Origin of the sequence: Nesterenkonia sandarakina (genome assembly GCF_003003175.1) — a bacterium.
Classification (GTDB): Bacteria; Actinomycetota; Actinomycetes; order Actinomycetales; family Micrococcaceae; genus Nesterenkonia; species Nesterenkonia sandarakina_A.
Genome location: NZ_PVTY01000019.1, coordinates 1 through 15,816, shown reverse-complemented (window position 1 = coordinate 15,816; position 15,816 = coordinate 1). Strand labels below are relative to the sequence as shown.

The window sequence follows — 15,816 nt, the reverse complement described above, 5'->3', positions numbered from 1 at the left end:
CCATCTACGGCGACGCGATCATGGGTCCCACGGGCCGGCCGAAGCACGAGTTCGCCGAGCCCGCCCCGCTGAGCAGCCACGGACCCGCGCGAGTCATCGCCATGGTCAACCAGAAGGGCGGAGTGGGCAAGACCACCTCCGCGATCAACCTGGGCGCCGCGCTCGCCGAATACGGCCGCCGGGTGCTCATGGTGGACTTCGACCCGCAGGGCGCGCTCTCCGCCGGATTCGGCACCAGCCCGCACGAGCTGGAGACCACCGTGTACAACGTGCTCATGGAGCGCGAGGTCAAGACCCGCGACGCCATCGTCGCCACCCACGTGGAGAACATCGACCTGCTGCCGGCGAACATCGACCTCTCCGCCGCCGAGGTGCAGCTGGTCAACGAGGTCGCCCGCGAACAGGTCCTGGACCGCGCGCTGCGCCAGGTCCGCAACGACTACGACGTCATCATCATCGACTGCCAGCCCTCGCTGGGCCTGCTCACCGTCAACGCGCTGACCGCCGCCCACGGCGTCGTCATCCCGCTCGAGGCCGAGTACTTCGCGCTGCGCGCCGTCGCGCTGCTGGTGGACACCATCGAGAAGGTCCAGGACCGGCTGAATCCGGACCTGGAGATCGACGGCGTCGTGGTCACCATGGTGGACCTGCGCACCCTGCATGCCCGAGAGGTCATCGCCAGGATCGTCGAGGCCTTCGGCGACAAGGTCTTCGAGACCGTGATCAAGCGCTCGGTGAAGTTCCCCGACGCCACCGTCGCGGCGGAGCCGATCACCGCCTACGCGCATAAGCACGAGGGCGCCAAGGCCTACCGGCAGCTGGCCCGCGAACTGATCCTCCGAGGTGGTTCGCCCTAGTGGCGCACCCGGGCGCAGGCGCCGCGGCGCTCACCGATGCCGAAGCAGCCGGGCGCCCCGAGCGCTTCCCGGCCGAGGCTGGGCCCGATGCTCCCGCGGCGACCGGATTCACCGTCTCGCTGGCGAACTTCGACGGACCCTTCGACCTGCTGCTGGGCCTGATCGCCAAGCGCGAGATGGACGTCACCGCCGTGGCGATCTCCGCGGTCACCGATGAGTTCATCAGCTATGTGCGCGGACTCTCGCACCATCAGGCGCTGGATGAATCCTCGAACTTCATCCTGATCGCCGCCACCCTGCTCGACCTGAAGGCGGCCCAGCTGCTGCCCGGCGGGCAGGTCGAGTCCGAGGAGGACATCGCCGCCCTCGAGGCCCGCGACCTGCTCTTCGCCCGACTGCTGCAGTACCGGGCGTTCAAGCACATCGCCGGGCACCTGGCCGAGCAGATCCAGGCGCACTCGGACCGCTTCCCGCGCCAGCCCGGCACCCACCCCGAGCTCGCCCAGCTGCTCCCGGAGCTGGTCTTCAAGTCCACCCCGGAGGATCTCAAGACGATCGCCGAGCGCGCCTTCGCCCGCCCGGCCATGGAGCCGGACCACATCCGGTTCGAGCACCTGCACTCCCACGCCGTGGACATCCGCGCGGAGATGGCGGTGATGACCGCGCTCCTGCGCGAGGCCGGCGCGGCCAGCTTCACCGAGCTCATCCGCGAGGCCGAGAGCCGGCTCGTCGTCGTCGTACGGTTCCTGGGCCTGTTGGAGCTCTACCGCGACCGGGACGTGGCGTTCGAGCAGGACGCCCCGCTGGGGGAGCTGCGCGTCATCTGGTCCGGACCCGCCAGCGGAGAGGTCGCGGCGCTGGACCGGGCCGCCGCCGAATGGGCCGAGCCCCCGGCCATCCCGGACGCCCAGGCCGCTGCTGCCCCGAAGGAGACCCCAGATCATGGCTGAGCCGATCAGCGAGGACCTGCTCGCCGCCGCCGAGGCGGTGCTGATGATCACCGAGGAGCCGGTCTCCGCGGTGGAGCTGGCCCAGGTGCTCGAGATCCCGGAACACCAGGTCATCGCGGTGCTCGATGCGCTCCGCCTGGACATCGACGGGATCACCGAGGGGTCCCGGCGGCGCGGCTATGAGCTGCGCGAGATCGCCGGGGGATACCGCTACTACTCCCGCGCCGACTACGCCGAGCAGGTCTCCGCCTTCGTCCTGGGCGGCGCCACCACCCGGCTCTCCCAGGCCGCCCTGGAGACCCTGGCCGTGATCGCCTACCGGCAGCCGGTGGCCCGCTCCCAGGTCGCCGCCATCCGCGGAGTCAATGTGGACGGGGTGGTGCGCACCCTGGTCACCCGCGGCCTGGTCGACACCGCGGGCACCGAACCGCTCACCGGAGCCACGCTGTACGTGACCACGGCGGACCTGCTGGAACGGCTCGGGATCAACTCCGTGCAGGAGCTTCCGCAGCTCTCCCCGCACCTGCCCGGCATCGAAGCAGCAGGAGAGCTCGGCCCCGAGAGCTGAGTGGCGAAGTGGATTGGACACTCCCCATAGAATGGAGACCATGAATTCTTCGGGCCCAGACCGCCGCGCGCGCGAGGCGCAGCGGCGAGAGCCGCGCGCCGCCACGGCAGCCCGCACCCCGAAGGCCGGTCAGTCCGGGGGCCCCTTCTCCTCCGAGGACCCCCAGCGGATGATCTCCACCGGTCCGAGCCGGGCCAAGCCCCGCCGGGACGAGGCCGAGGAGAACTTCGCCGCCGTCCACGACCCCGAGGGCGTGCGGCTGCAGAAGGTCCTCGCCCAGGCCGGCGTGGCCTCCCGGCGGGTCTGCGAGGCACTGATCTCCGAGGGCCGCGTGTCGGTCAACGGCAAGGTCATCATCGAACCCGGCATCCGGGTCCAGCCCGAGGACGTCACCATCCACGTGGACGGCGTGCGCATCCAGCTCAACGTCGAGCACCAGTACGTGATGTTCAACAAGCCCACCGGCGTGGTCACCACCATGTCCGATCCGCACGGCCGGCCCTGCATCAACGACTACCTCACCGAGGAGATGAAGGCCGCCCGGCTCTTCCACGTCGGTCGGCTCGACGCCGAGACCGAGGGCCTGCTGCTGCTCACCAACGACGGCGAGCTGGCCAACAAGCTCACCCACCCCTCCTACGAGGTCCCCAAGACCTACGTGGTCGAGGTCGCCGGACCGGTCTATAAAGAGGTCGGCAAGAAGCTGCGCGCCGGCATCGAGCTCGAGGACGGGCCCATCGCGGTGGACGACTACCGGCAGCTGGGCAGCGACGGCCGGCGCACCATGATCCAGGTGACCCTGCACTCGGGACGCAACCGGATCGTGCGCCGGATCTTCGACCACGTCGGACACCCGGTGCTGCGCCTGGTGCGCACCGCCCTGGGCGAGATCACCATCGGAGATCAGCAGCAGGGGACCGTGCGCCCACTCGGCCGGCTCGAGCTGGGCCACCTGCTCGACCTGACCAGCAGCGACGACGCCGCGAGCCCCGCCGCGCCCACCGCTTCAGACAGCGACGACGCCGCCGCGAGCCCTGACGCAAGCAGCGAGGCCGGCGCGCGATGAACCTGCTCACCGCCACGCCTGCCAGCGTGCGCCAGACCCCCACCGTGCTGATCCGCGGCACCGGACTGCTCGGCACCAGCATCGGGCTCGGCCTGCGCGCCGACGGCCACCAGGTGCTGCTCTCGGACCCCTCCGCCACCGCGCAGGCGATCGCCGCCGACATCGGTGCGGGCACCATCCTCGAGCGGGCCGCTGCCGAGACCGCCCCGGAGATCGTCGTCGTCGCCGCACCCCCGGAGGCGACCGCCGCCGAGGTCGCCGCCGCGCTGGTGCGATTTCCGGAGGCCGTCGTGCTCGACATCGCCTCCACCAAGGCCGAGATCCTCGCAACGCTGCTGCACCTCACCCAGGACGACGACGCCGCGCTCACCCGCACCGATCTGAGCCGCTACGTGGGCACCCACCCGATGGCCGGGCGCGAGAAGTCTGGCCCCGTCGCCGCCCGCGGTGAACTCTTCACCTCCATGCCCTGGGTCATCTGCCCCGCCGTGGACCCCGCCACCGGCGAGCAGCTCTCCGCACCTCAGGCCGTGGAATGGGCCGAGGAGCTCGGACGCCGGCTCGGCGCCACCGTGCACCAGATGGACCCGGTGCGGCACGACGAATCCGTGGCGCTGATCTCGCACCTGCCGCAGATCGCCGCCTCGCTGGTGGCGTCCCGGCTGCAGGACGCACCGGTCTCCGCACTGGCACTGGCCGGCAACGGGCTGCGCGACGTCACCCGGATCGCCGCCTCCGACCCCGGACTCTGGGTCCAGATCCTCTCCTCCAACGCGCGGCCCGTGGTGGAGATCCTCTATGGACTCCGCCAAGACATGGAACGGCTGATCAGCACGCTGGAGGCCCCGCGGGCCCCGGGCGGGCAGGCCGACATCGCCCAGCTGATCGCCGAGGGCAACTCCGGGGTCACCCGGGTGCCCGGCAAGCACGGCGCACCCCCGCAGTCCTTCGCCGTGCTCACCGTGATCGTCGACGACAAGCCCGGCCAGATCGCCGCGGTGCTCAACGACGTGGCCACCATCGGGGTCAACGTCGAGGACCTCCGCATGGAGCACTCCGCCGGCCACCAGGTCGGCATGGTCGAGCTCTCCGTGCTCCCCGGACGGCGGGACGAGCTCGCCGATGCCATGACTGAACTTGGATGGAAGGTAGTGCTCTCGTGAGTCAAGGACAGCGCCTGATCGTCGCGGTGGACGGACCCTCAGGGTCCGGGAAGTCCAGCGTCTGCCGCGCCGTGGCCAGCCAGCTCGGCGCCGCCTACCTGGACACCGGGGCGATGTACCGCGCCGCGACCTGGTACTGCCTCGCCCAGGGGGTGGACCTCGACGACGAACAGGCCGTAGCCGTCGCCGTCGAAGAGATCCCGCTGACGATCTCCACCGACCCGGAGCACCAGATCATCACCGTGGGACAGAGCGACGTCACCGCCGCCATCCGTGAGCCCCGGATCTCCGAGCGGGTCTCGGAAATCGCCACCAACCGTCCCGCCCGGGCGCTGCTGATCGCCGCCCAGCGCCGGATCATCGACGACTCCGGATTCATCGTGGCCGAGGGCCGCGACATCACCACGGTGGTGGCCCCCGACGCGCAGGTGCGCGTGCTGCTCACCGCCTCCGCGGAGGCCCGGCTGCGCCGCCGCGGCCTGCAGCTGGGCGGCACCGAGTCCGCCGAGGCGCTGCGCCGCCAGGTGATCGACCGGGACACTCGCGACTCCACCGCATCGAACTTCACCGAGGCAGCCGACGGCGTCGCCGTGCTGGACTCCTCGGACCTGACCTTTCAGGAGACCATCGACGCGCTGATCCAGCGCGTGGAACAGGCCTCCGCCGAACCACTCTCGATCCCATCTGCAGGAGCATCCCGTGGCGAATAACGCTGAGAACAATTCCTCCGACTCCCCGGAATACATTCCGGCCGTGGAGGACGACCGACTGGCCGAACGGCTGGCGTCGATCACCGAGGAGGAGGCCGAGGCCCGCGCCGCCGCGCTGCGCGCCGGACTCTCCGACTACGAGCTGGCCGAGGAAGACGCCGCGGTCCTGGAGTTCGACGAGGACGACGAGGACTACGAGCCCTATGTCGCCGCCCCGCCGGCCCTGGCCGTGATCGGACGCCCCAACGTCGGCAAGTCCACGCTGGTCAACCGGATCACCCGCTCCAAGGAAGCCGTGGTCGAAGACGTGCCGGGCGTGACCCGCGACCGCGTCTCCTATGACGCGGAGTGGAACGGCAAGGACTTCACCCTGGTCGACACCGGCGGCTGGGAGCAGGACGCCCGCGGCATGCACAAGCGCGTCGCCGAACAGGCCGAGATGGCCGTGGACGAGGCCGACGTCGTGATCTTCGTCGTCGACGGACTCGTCGGCGCCACCGCCGTTGACGAGGCCGTGGTGCGGATGCTGCGCCGCAAGAAGAAGCCGGTGCTGCTGGTGGCCAACAAGGTCGACGCACCCTCCCACATGAGCGAGGTCTACGGCCTCTGGAACCTCGGACTCGGCGAGCCCTACCCGGTCTCGGCGCTGCACGGCACCGGCACCGGTGACCTGCTCGACGCCGCCGTGAAGGCGATGCCCGAGTTCGCCGAGCACGGCGGGATGATCCCCACCGGCGGTCCGCGCCGCGTGGCGCTGGTCGGACGGCCCAATGTGGGCAAGTCCTCGCTGCTGAACAAGCTGGCCGGCTCCGAGCGCGTGGTCGTGGACTCCGTGGCCGGCACCACCATGGACCCGGTCGATGAGTTCATCGAACTCGGCGGCCAGACCTGGCGCTTCGTGGACACCGCCGGCATCCGGCGTCGTCAGCACATGGCCTCGGGCTCCGAGTACTATGCGATGCTGCGCACCCAGCGCGCCCTGGACAAGGCCGAGGTCGCGGTGGTGCTGCTCTCGGTGGAGGAGCCCGTCTCCGAGCAGGACGTGCGGATCATCCAGATGGCGGTGGACTCCGGCCGCGCCCTGGTGGTGGCCTACAACAAATGGGACCTGATGGATGAGGAGCGCCGCTACTACCTCGAGCGCGAAGTCACCCGGGACCTGGCGCACATCGCCTGGGCCCCACGGGTCAACATCTCCGCGCTGACCGGCTGGCACAAGGACAAGCTCGCCCCGGCCCTGGACACCGCGCTGACCAGCTGGGGACGACGCATCTCCACCGGTCGGCTCAACGCCTTCCTCGGGGAACTGGTCGCGGCCCACCCGCACCCGGTCCGCGGCGGCAAGCAGCCCAGGATCCTCTTCGCCACCCAGCCCTCGACGAAGCCCCCGCGCTTCGTGCTCTTCACCACCGGGTTCCTGGATCCGGGCTACCGGCGCTACATCACCCGCCGGCTGCGTGAGACCTTCGACTTCACCGGGTCACCGATCGAGGTCTCGATGCGCGTGCGCGAGAAGCGCAAGCGCAAGTAGGTCGCCGAGATTCGGCGGCTCGAGGCCGTCCTGTGCAGATCGAGCTCACCCGCTGGCGGGCGGAGCTGATCAGTACAGGGCGGCCTCGACGTCTCTGCTGATGGTGCTGATCGCGTTCCAGTCCGAGCCCTCGGACATGATGGTCAGCACGTAGGTGCCCTGCGGGTGCCGGACGATGGCGGTGTCGTTGAGGTAGCCGTCGACGAAACCGACTTTGTTCAGCACCGATCCGGCGCTTCCGGCGCCGATGCCCTCGCGGAAGATGTTGGACTCCAGCGCGCCGAGCAGGCGTGAGCGCCCCACGGCGCTGATATCCAGCGAGCCGGACTCCAGCTTGGTCATGAACCCGGTGAGGTCGTTGGCCGAGGTGCGTGCGTAGGCCGGGATGAAGTCCGTGGCGGGACCGCCGGTCTCCGCGGCGATGTCGCGCAGCCCTTCCCAGCCGATCTCGTCGCGGAAGAAGTCCGCGCAGGGGTTGTCGCTGACCGATATCATGTCGGCCAGGCAGGTCGCGCGATCGCGTCCGCCGTCGATCGGGTCGTCCCAGTCCATCTCTCCGGACTCGACCCGGCTGAGAATCCCGTAGGCCACGAAGACCTTATAGGTGCTGGCGCTGACCCGGGATTCGCCGCCCGCGGTGGAACCGGTGCGGCCCTGGCCGCCGAGCTCGGCGACGCTGATCGAGATGTCACCGGGATGGAAGGCGGCCAGCTCCTCCAGGTAGTCGTCGAGATCACCGGTGAAGACCGGGGCGTCGGTGGAGGTCTCGGGCGCAGCCTGCTCGGGCGCCTCCGGGGTCGGCTCGGCCGGGGTGTCTTGTTCCACGGGTGCCTCAGAAACCGCCTCGTCCTCGCGCTTTTCGGCCTCGTCCCCTTCGGCCGCCGCACGCTCTTCCCGGGCGGCCGCTTCGGCCGCCTGGTCCTCGAGTCGCTGCCGCTCGATCTCTGCCTCTGCCTCGGCCTGCTCCCGCTCGAGTCGCTCCTCCTCGGCGGCGAGCTCAGCCAGATGCTCCTGGTGCGCGGCTTCCAGGGCGGAGGCACCATCGGCCACCGCCTCGCGCTGGATCTCCCGCGCGCTCTTCACCTCGGCGGCGAGCGCAGGCAGCGGGGCGACCGCGTCGTCGTCGTCGTCGGTGGTGCTCGGCGCGGGTGCCTGGGTGAAGGCTTCCTGGTCCGCTGCCGGCTGTTCCTCAGCGGCCGCCGCGTCATCCGGCGCGAAGGCCGGGGCAGCCTGGGATGCGCTCTGCTGCACAGCAGCGGGGTGGAACACCGCAGGGCTGCAGGCGGTCATCAGAAGTGCGGCAGTGGCAAGCCCGAGGGTGCGGTACGCGTAGGTGCGCCGAGCGGGTGTGCCGTCCTGGCCGCGAGGGGGAAGGTTTTCGCGGGGAAGCATGAGATCGATCGTATCCACGCTTCGTCATCTGATCTGGGATTTCCGTGGTAGGGCCAGGTCACGGTTGAACATCCTGTCCCAGGCGTCTGGGCATCCAGGGGAGTGAAGCGGGTCTGTCAGGAGCGCAGCTCAGCGGGTGCGGAAGGGGGATTCCGCCCGGTGCGCGGCGGCCTGGTCACGCTGATGCTGGGTGAGGCGCAGCAGCCGATTCGACGCGGTGTCGAAGAAGGCCAGCTGCGTCTCGGCGATCACGCAGCGCGTGCCGTCGACACCGTCGCGGAGCTCATAGGCCAGAGTCAGGCCCGCGCCTTTGAGCTGGGTCACCCAGACATCGACCTGTGCCGGCACATCCCGATACTCCAGGCTCGCCAGGTAGCGCACCCGATGTTCGACGACGAGCGCCTGGGCGTCGCGGGGGAGCTCGTTGAACAGCGGAGCGAGCGGCTCCCCGACCGGGCTGCCGGTATGGGCCGGCGACCCGAAGGCGCGGATGCGGGCCTCCTCGAGCAGGCGCAGCACCTCGACATTGTTGATGTGCCCGTAGGCGTCCATGTCACCCCAGCGCAGCGGCACCCGGGTGCTCAGCCGCGGACTGGCAGCTGCGTCGACCTCGGTGGTCTCGCTGCTGTCGCTGGTGTGGAGGAGCCGCTCGGTCATGCAGGCCAGCCTAGCTCGCGCGTCTCCTGGCTGGGGGAGGAGTGGGTCATCCGCGGGAGACCCGGCCGCGCAGCGCACCGAAGGCCAGCGTGAAGCTCACGGCGCCGACGACGGCGATCGCGAGCAGCCCCGGCCAGAGGTCAGCCCAGACCCAGCCGTCGGAGAGCAGGGAGCGCAGCGCGGCCAGCAGATGGGTGATCGGGTTGTAGTCCGCGATGGCCGCGAGCCACCCGGTCAGCGCCTCCTGCGGGAGAAACGAGGTGGTCAGGAAGGCGAAGGGGAAGAACAGCAGGAAGGAGGCGTTCACCGCCGCCGGGCTTCCGGTGCGCAGCGCGATGGCATACGGGAAGCCGGTGAACGCGAGCCCCAGAGCCCTCCGACGAGCAGGAAGGCGAGGACGCCCGAGAGGCCGGTGGCGAACTCGACTCCGACGAAGAAGCCCAGGATCAGCACCGGCACGCACAGCGCCATCACCAGCACGAGGTCGGCGACCATCAGTCCCAGCAGCAGGGCGGAGCGGCGCATCGGGGTGAGCAGCAGCCGGTCGAAATAGCCGCTGCTGATATCGGTGACCAGGTCGCTGGCCCGGGAGACCCCGGTGACGGCGAAGACGATGGCCACCGGAAGCTGGAAGGCGCGGAAGTCGGCGACTCCGATGCCCTCGGCCACCGATTCCAGGGCGCCGATGTTCACCACGAAGAAGAAGAGCGGGACGATCAGGGCGGGGATGACGGCAGCGGGGTCCCGGGGGATGGCGCGCAGGGCGCGGGTGGCCACGGAGGCCAGGTCGCGGAGGAATCCTGCGCTCTTGGGCTCGATCCTGGTGGTCGGGGGAGCGGCGGTCGTGGTGGAGGAGTTCGCTGGGGCTCCTGGTGGCTCTGGGTCTCCTGGTGACGCTGGGGGTGCTGCGGGCCGGATGCGCCGGCCACGAAGGGGTCGGAGTCGGTGATGTGTTCACCGGTCACGGAGAGGAACACGTCATCGAGGGAGGGCCGGCGCAGGGACAGCTCGACGACCTGGGCCTGGGGGACCTGGGCCAGGGCGACGGCGATCGGGCTGATCGCGGATGGTCCGTCGGAGACGCTCAGGGTCACGGTTGGCCCATTGATCTCGACGCGTTCCACCAGCTCCAGCGATTCCAGGGCCCGGCCGGCGCTGCCGACATCCCCGGTGAGCGTGACGATCACGACGTCGGTGCCGATGGTGCGCTTGAGCTGCGCGGGGGAGCCTTCGGCGACCAGGCGGCCCTTGTTGATGATGCCGACCCGGTCGGCCAGCTCGTCGGCCTCCTCCAGGTACTGGGTGGTGAGGAAGACCGTCATCCCGAGCTCCTGGTTCAGCCGCCGAACCTCCTGCCAGACCTTGGCGCGGCTGACCGGATCAAGCCCGGTGGTGGGCTCATCGAGGAAGAGGACCTCGGGATCGTGGACCAGGGCCAGTGCGAGATCCAGGCGACGCTTCATCCCGCCGGAGTAGGTGCCGATGCGGCGATCCAGCGCGGAGCCGATGTCCACCAGACTGGTCAGCTGGTCCACGCGGGCCTTGGTGGTCTTGGCGGAGAGGCCGTAGAACCGGCCCTGCAGGGTGAGCATCTCGGATCCGGTCTGCTTGTCGTCGAGGGCGGCCTCCTGCAGGGCGACTCCGGCGCGCAGCCGCACCTCCCCAGGCTGGGTGGCGACGTCGTACCCTGCCACGGTCGCGCGGCCGGCGGAGGGGGTGAGCAGGGTGCACAGGATACGGGTGAGCGTCGACTTCCCGGCCCCGTTGGGGCCGAGGAACCCATAGATCTCACCTGCCTGGACCTCCAGGCTCACACCGTCGACGGCGCGCAGGTCACCGAACCGACGTTCCACACCTTCTGCTCTGATGGCGGTCAGGCTCGACGACATGCCTGCTCCCTGGGGATGCGAAGGGGGACGGGGCGGGCTGTCGAACGTCTGTGCCCGGCACCTGCACTCTGAGTGGACTCAGGATAGAAGCGTCGGCGAAAGCACGGCAAGCCTCCTCGGACCTGCCGCTCACGGAGCGGTCACCAGCGGTTCTGATCATCTCGTTCAAAGTTTTCCTTGAAATTGTTGCACGGTATGACCCTATATTGAGTGTGAGCTGTATCACCAAGATACAAAATCGGATCGCCTGTATGAGGAAGAAGCGTGCAGACTATGACTGAAAAGAATCGAAACCCGTGGTCCCGCTCTGGTGTGGTGGGGCTGATCGCAGCAGGGTCGCTGCTGGTCACGAGCTGCGGCGGGGGTGACGCTGAAGCGGACGAGGGTGGGGACGCCGCGGAGCGTGACCTGGCGGCCATGGCGGACTTCGGGGTCGGAGACAGCTTCGTGGCGACGGAGCCGTTGGAGCTCTCGGTGCTCTACCGCAACAACCCGGACCATGGGTTGGATGAGGACTGGATGTTCTTCGATCACCTGGAGGAGAACCACAACGTGTCGCTGGCCATCGTGGATGCGCCGCTGAGTGATTTTGAGCAGCGCCGGTCCCTGGTCATCGGTGCCGGGGACATGCCAGACATTGTTCCGGTGACGTATCCCGGTCAGGAGGTTCCGTATATCTCCGGTGGTGCGCTGCTTCCGGTCAGCGACTATCTGGACCATATGCCGAACTTCACCGAGAAGCTCGACGCCTGGGATCTGCGCGAGGACTACGAGGCTCTGTACCAGGAGGACGGCAACGCCTACATCCTGCCGGGTCTGCTGGAGGACCCCTTCCAGCACTTCTCGCTGGTGGTCCGCGGCGACATCTGGGACGAGATGGGCTTCGAAGAACCAGCGACCTGGGAGGAGTTCGCCGACCAGCTGCGCGAGGTCAAGGACGAGTACCCGGATTCGGTCCCGTACTCGGACCGGTGGGAGCTGCAGAGCACCTTGAACTTCGCCTCGGCGAACTTCGACACGGTGGCCGGCTGGGGCTACGGAGACGGGATCTACTTCGACCACGACGCCGAGGAGTTCATCTACGCCGGAGCCTCGGATGAGTACCGGGAACTCCTGGAGTTCTTCGCCGGCCTCCTCGAGGAGGGGCTGATGGACTCCGAGACGCTGACCCAGGACGACCGCACCGCAGAGCAGAAGTTCTCCTCCGGCAGCTCGCTGGCCATTGCGGGCAACGACGAGTCCACCCAGATCTACACCCGCGGGTTCGAGGAGCTGGGCACCGAAGGTGCCGAGGCACGGCTCATCCCGATCCCAGGCGGTGAGGACGGCGACTTCGTGCACAGCGGGGCCCGCTTCGACAGCGGACTGGCCATCTCCTCCTCCATTGCCGAGGATGACGACTTCCTGGCCAAGCTGCAGTTCATCGACTGGCTCTACTACTCCGACGAGGGCCTGGAGTACGCCACCTGGGGCGTGGAGGGCGAGACCTACACCGTCGCCGAGGACGGCACCCGCGAGCTGGATCCGAACATCGACCTCAACAGCCTGAACCCTGAGGCCGAGGAGCACCTGGTGCGCGACTACGGCTTCTCCAACCAGCCGTTCCTCCACGCCGTGGGCTCCAGCACGGAGCTGGTGCACTCGACCTTCCGGCCGCATGTGGTCGAGTGGCAGGAGAAGATGCACGACAAGGAAGAGCTCCCGGTGACGCCGCCGTATCCGTTCACCGATCTCGAGCTGGAGCAGGCAGGCCTGCTGCAGACCACGCTGACCGACCACGTGCAGACGGCGTCGGCTCAGTTCATCCTGGGACAGCGGTCCTTCGACGACTGGGATGCCTACGTCTCCGAACTGGAGAACCTGAACATGCAGCAGCTCGTGGACCTGGCGAACGAGGCGCATGAGCGGGCGCAGTGACTCTGAGCGGTCACGGCGCTAGCCTCCCGTAGCGGGGCTGGCACAGAAAGAGGGAAAGCCTCAAACCATCAGATGGTTTGAGGCTTTCCCTCTAATGTTCTGTCGGACTAGCGGGGTTTGAACCCACCTACTTTGGTCGGGATCCGATGCCCCTGCAACGCTTTAACGACGCGGACACAGGGGTCGCGGAGGGTTGAATATTCCGTCGTCGAATACGCTCCAGGTGATCCCGTGTATTCCGGCGTGTCTCGAGGTGGCGTTACCTTAGGTAACAGCCTGCCGGCGGTGTCACTCGGCCACGTAGAAGTGGTCCTCTCTACCCAGGAATCCCAGCCGCACGCGTAGAGTCCCTTCGTCCTCGTCGGGGATCGCAATGACGATGTTGCCCTGCTCGGTCCCTCCGTTGTAGAGCTCGCGCAAGGAGTCGAAAGCATCGGGGGCGATGGCAACTGTCTCGTAGGCACTGAGGGTCTCGCCGCCGGCGGTGACGTAAGCGACGTCAGTAGCGAAGACAGGCATCTCCGACTCGTCTCCGAGGTAGGTCATCGTCACGTCGATGAGGGCGTAGCTGGACCCCTCAGGGGCCGGATCGCTGAACTGGTTCTCAGCATTGATCGCATCGTCGGCATCACGTGTGATGCCGTTGATCGTGACTTCCCATTCATCGTTGGAGACGGTTTCACCGGCCTCGTAGGGGTTGGTGCGCGAACCCGGGTCGCCGGCGACCTGGGCTTCTACGGGCTCGGCCTCCTCTTCCTGGGCCTCTGCGACCTCCCCGGCCTCTTCCGCCTGCTCCTCCGCCGCCTCGAGCTCGGTCGCGTCCTCGATGGATGCCTGGCCGCTATCGTCCATCGATGAGACCGCGGCGCCGAAGATCAGTGTCCCGATCAAGACCACGATGAAGCTCAGGGCGCCGGTGATGATCCCAGTGATGGCTTGGGGTTTGCCGTTGTTCTTGACGAGGCCGAAGATGCCCAGGATCAGCGCCAGCGGTCCCAGTACGAAGCTGATGAGACCAAGGAGCGGAATGAAACTCAGAACGAGCGCCACGATCCCGACTATCATTGCGGCGATGCCGAGGCCCTTAGGTTGAGGGGGCTCTTGATACTGCTGCCAGCCCTGATATCCGGGCGGCGGGTAGTCGTACTGGGTGTAGTTCTCCTGGCTCATAGCGTCCCATCTAGAAGTGAGTGATAGACCCGCAACACGTGCGGGTGTACATCCAGCTCATGTGCGACCGCCGCAACGGTGCTGTGGATCTGGATTGCATTCTGCCAATACGCCAGGCGGATGAGCAGTGTTGCTGCCATGACATCGGCGTCACGTTCCCATCTTGGCAGGTAGTCGCCATTACCGTAGTAGGGGTGGGCGAATTCGTGACCCAGGATGAATGTCTTCTGCTTAGGAGCCTGTTCTGTCCAGCGTTCCGAGGAGTAGGAACTTCGTGAATTCTGTATGTTCAGAGCAGAGGATCAGCCCCCGGATCGAGGTCCAGCTGCGGACCCTGGCATGAACAGTCTGAGGCTTTGACTCATCCCATTGGCAGGCCCTCAATGCGCCTTAGAACGTTACGGTCGTGACAGGAGAGCATCAAGCGCAAAAGTTTGCCGGAGACTGACGGCTGGCGCCCCGATGTCGATTCACGGTCGACGCTAGTCAGCCTTGCGACGCATGGAGGTGAGCAATTGCGGCCTCAGCTGCGGAGCGAAGGTCTGAGAACGACTGTGGGTCTAGATTCTTGGGGGGTCCCACAAGGGGAAACTCCTCGCCTGGGCAGACAATGTCGTCATTGTCGTCGGTCCACCCTATGCCGGACCAGGTCGTAGGAGTCTTTCCAGGAACTAAACAGCGTTCGTTGATGTCGTAAAAGACGTCTCCGTAGCTCACTCTGAGGTAGGAGTGTCCTTCTCGTCCTCCAAAATCTACGGAGGCACTTGGGCAACGGACCTCGATGGCTTGAGAGACTTCTTCCACGGAGTGTTTCTTCGTCATCAGGTGGAGCCTATCTTCGCGAACTGACATTTTCTCAGTGAGTCAGCCCCTCCATCACTCGAATTTGAGGCGGCTTGTCCGAATCGCGAACTCCTCAGTAGCTAGGGATCCGTCAGCACGGGTGAGGCGGAACAGCCGCGTGCTGTCCGTGAGGACCTCCACCCCGGACTGCTGTTCCTCAAAACGTCCGTCGAGCAACACCCTTCGGTTGATGGTGCTGCCTTGCGACGCGAATAGCGCCCCGTCGAACGACTGTGCGAGTGTGCCCGCGTACAGCCCGACGAGAGTCAGTTCGGCACCGACGTCGATCTGGAGCTGACCCACGGCTTGTCCATGGATGGTCAATCGTGACCCTTCACGGAGGGCAATGAGCCCAACTATCCCGCCAGTGATTTCGGCACGGACGCCGTTTTCGACCGTGACTCCGTCCTGGAACAGTCCTTCGATAGTGCTGTCGGAGGGAATGGTCAGATGCTCTGCTGATTGGCCGTTCTGGGTTTCTGCCATCTCACGACGGTAGCAGTGGCTCTAGTATGCGGATCGTTTAGACCAGTCATCCGCGTCTTGCCACCGGAATGCCTCCCGCCGCATCCAGGCAACCCATTCGGCCGGCACTCATGCGCTTCGTCATCCCAGGTGATCAGGGCGGGGAGCTCCACACGGGCCTAGGGCTCGCGCCGGCATGGAACCGTGACCATCTCCATCCGATCGAGAGCGTGCGGTCAAGTCCCGGGTAGTGGTGTAGCGCGGTGTCCTTCATCGTGATCAATCAAGCGCTGAGTTCCAGGGCGGCGTCGGCCTCCACCTCCTTATCCGCATCGGGCACGAGACTCAGGCGGCTCTTCGCGAGGATCTCGAGGCCGAGGTAGCGGCGGCCCTCTGCCCATTCGTCAGTCTGTTCCGCCAGGACAGCACCGACGAGACGGATGATCGCCTCTCGGTTGGGGAAGATGCCGACGCTGTCTGTGCGGCGACGGATCTCGCGGTTGAGCCTCTCGTTGGGGTTGTTGGACCAGACCTGTGACCAGAGTCCTTCCGGGAAGCTGGTGAACGCAAGGATCTCCGCTCGGGCGGTGTCGAGATGCTCGTGGGCGTCGGGGAGCTTGTTCTCGACGTAGTCCAGC

16 protein-coding genes are annotated in these 15,816 nt (G+C 67.3%); 8 read left to right on the top strand and 8 right to left on the bottom strand.

Translation table 11 applies throughout. The features are described from left to right. Positions 1 to 20: 20 nt before the first annotated feature. Genes BCL67_RS13225 through der form a run of 7 tightly spaced genes read left to right on the top strand, consistent with a single transcriptional unit; the run spans position 21 to position 6,845 of the window. Complete coding sequence (locus tag BCL67_RS13225; protein WP_258175078.1) at positions 21 to 857, top strand: ParA family protein; 837 nt, start codon at positions 21 to 23, stop codon at positions 855 to 857. After that, positions 857 to 1,807 (top strand): segregation and condensation protein A, encoded by a 951-nt coding sequence (locus BCL67_RS13220; protein WP_258175074.1) that lies wholly within the window; start codon positions 857 to 859, stop codon positions 1,805 to 1,807. Before BCL67_RS13225 ends, BCL67_RS13220 begins: the two co-directional genes overlap by 1 nt. Further along, positions 1,800 to 2,375: an SMC-Scp complex subunit ScpB gene (gene scpB, locus BCL67_RS13215; RefSeq protein ID WP_106123898.1), complete on the top strand. Its 576-nt coding sequence runs from the start codon at positions 1,800 to 1,802 to the stop codon at positions 2,373 to 2,375. Before BCL67_RS13220 ends, scpB begins: the two co-directional genes overlap by 8 nt. Before the next feature lie 40 nt (positions 2,376 to 2,415). Next, entirely contained in the window at positions 2,416 to 3,441 is a 1,026-nt protein-coding gene (locus tag BCL67_RS13210; protein ID WP_258175073.1) for a pseudouridine synthase, read from the top strand. Next, a complete protein-coding gene (locus tag BCL67_RS13205) occupies positions 3,438 to 4,604 on the top strand; it encodes a prephenate dehydrogenase (RefSeq protein ID WP_106123896.1) in 1,167 nt (388 codons plus the stop codon). The genes BCL67_RS13210 and BCL67_RS13205 overlap by 4 nt, the downstream gene beginning before the upstream one ends. Next, a complete protein-coding gene (gene cmk, locus BCL67_RS13200; RefSeq protein WP_106123895.1) occupies positions 4,583 to 5,314 on the top strand; it encodes a (d)CMP kinase in 732 nt (243 codons plus the stop codon). The genes BCL67_RS13205 and cmk overlap by 22 nt, the downstream gene beginning before the upstream one ends. Further along, a complete protein-coding gene (gene der / locus BCL67_RS13195) occupies positions 5,304 to 6,845 on the top strand; it encodes a ribosome biogenesis GTPase Der (RefSeq protein ID WP_106123894.1) in 1,542 nt (513 codons plus the stop codon). The genes cmk and der overlap by 11 nt, the downstream gene beginning before the upstream one ends. A 69-nt stretch (positions 6,846 to 6,914) precedes the next feature. Here der and BCL67_RS13190 read toward each other — a convergent pair whose 3' ends face one another. The 5 genes from BCL67_RS13190 to BCL67_RS13175 all read right to left on the bottom strand — a co-directional run bounded on the left by BCL67_RS13190 (position 6,915) and on the right by BCL67_RS13175 (position 10,783). After that, positions 6,915 to 8,237, bottom strand: a complete 1,323-nt coding sequence (locus BCL67_RS13190; RefSeq protein ID WP_146131171.1) for a serine hydrolase — start codon at positions 8,235 to 8,237, stop codon at positions 6,915 to 6,917. Between the two features lie 129 nt (positions 8,238 to 8,366). Further along, the gene (locus BCL67_RS13185; protein WP_258175075.1) at positions 8,367 to 8,789 is read right to left on the bottom strand and encodes an acyl-CoA thioesterase; all 423 of its coding nucleotides are present in this window, start codon (positions 8,787 to 8,789) and stop codon (positions 8,367 to 8,369) included. A gap of 151 nt (positions 8,790 to 8,940) precedes the next feature. Then, positions 8,941 to 9,201 (bottom strand): hypothetical protein, encoded by a 261-nt coding sequence (locus BCL67_RS15660; protein WP_219886521.1) that lies wholly within the window; start codon positions 9,199 to 9,201, stop codon positions 8,941 to 8,943. Next, a complete protein-coding gene (locus BCL67_RS15655; RefSeq protein ID WP_219886519.1) occupies positions 9,198 to 9,671 on the bottom strand; it encodes an ABC transporter permease in 474 nt (157 codons plus the stop codon). The genes BCL67_RS15660 and BCL67_RS15655 overlap by 4 nt, the downstream gene beginning before the upstream one ends. Then, the gene (locus tag BCL67_RS13175; protein WP_106123892.1) at positions 9,611 to 10,783 is read right to left on the bottom strand and encodes an ATP-binding cassette domain-containing protein; all 1,173 of its coding nucleotides are present in this window, start codon (positions 10,781 to 10,783) and stop codon (positions 9,611 to 9,613) included. The genes BCL67_RS15655 and BCL67_RS13175 overlap by 61 nt, the downstream gene beginning before the upstream one ends. A gap of 273 nt (positions 10,784 to 11,056) precedes the next feature. Here BCL67_RS13175 and BCL67_RS13170 point away from each other — a divergent pair, with 273 nt between their 5' ends. Continuing rightward, positions 11,057 to 12,700, top strand: a complete 1,644-nt coding sequence (locus BCL67_RS13170) for an ABC transporter substrate-binding protein (RefSeq protein WP_106123891.1) — start codon at positions 11,057 to 11,059, stop codon at positions 12,698 to 12,700. A gap of 288 nt (positions 12,701 to 12,988) precedes the next feature. On the opposite strand, the gene BCL67_RS13165 is transcribed toward BCL67_RS13170, so the two are convergent. The 3 genes from BCL67_RS13165 to BCL67_RS13155 form a co-directional block, all read right to left on the bottom strand. Then, on the bottom strand, positions 12,989 to 13,870 hold the full coding sequence (locus tag BCL67_RS13165; RefSeq protein ID WP_146131170.1) for a DUF4190 domain-containing protein: 882 nt from the start codon (positions 13,868 to 13,870) through the stop codon (positions 12,989 to 12,991). 876 nt (positions 13,871 to 14,746) lie between these two features. Further along, positions 14,747 to 15,199, bottom strand: a complete 453-nt coding sequence (locus BCL67_RS13160; protein WP_106123889.1) for a hypothetical protein — start codon at positions 15,197 to 15,199, stop codon at positions 14,747 to 14,749. Between the two features lie 262 nt (positions 15,200 to 15,461). Beyond that, a partial coding sequence (locus tag BCL67_RS13155) for a transposase (RefSeq protein WP_181256018.1) occupies positions 15,462 to 15,816 on the bottom strand: 355 nt, incomplete at its 5' end.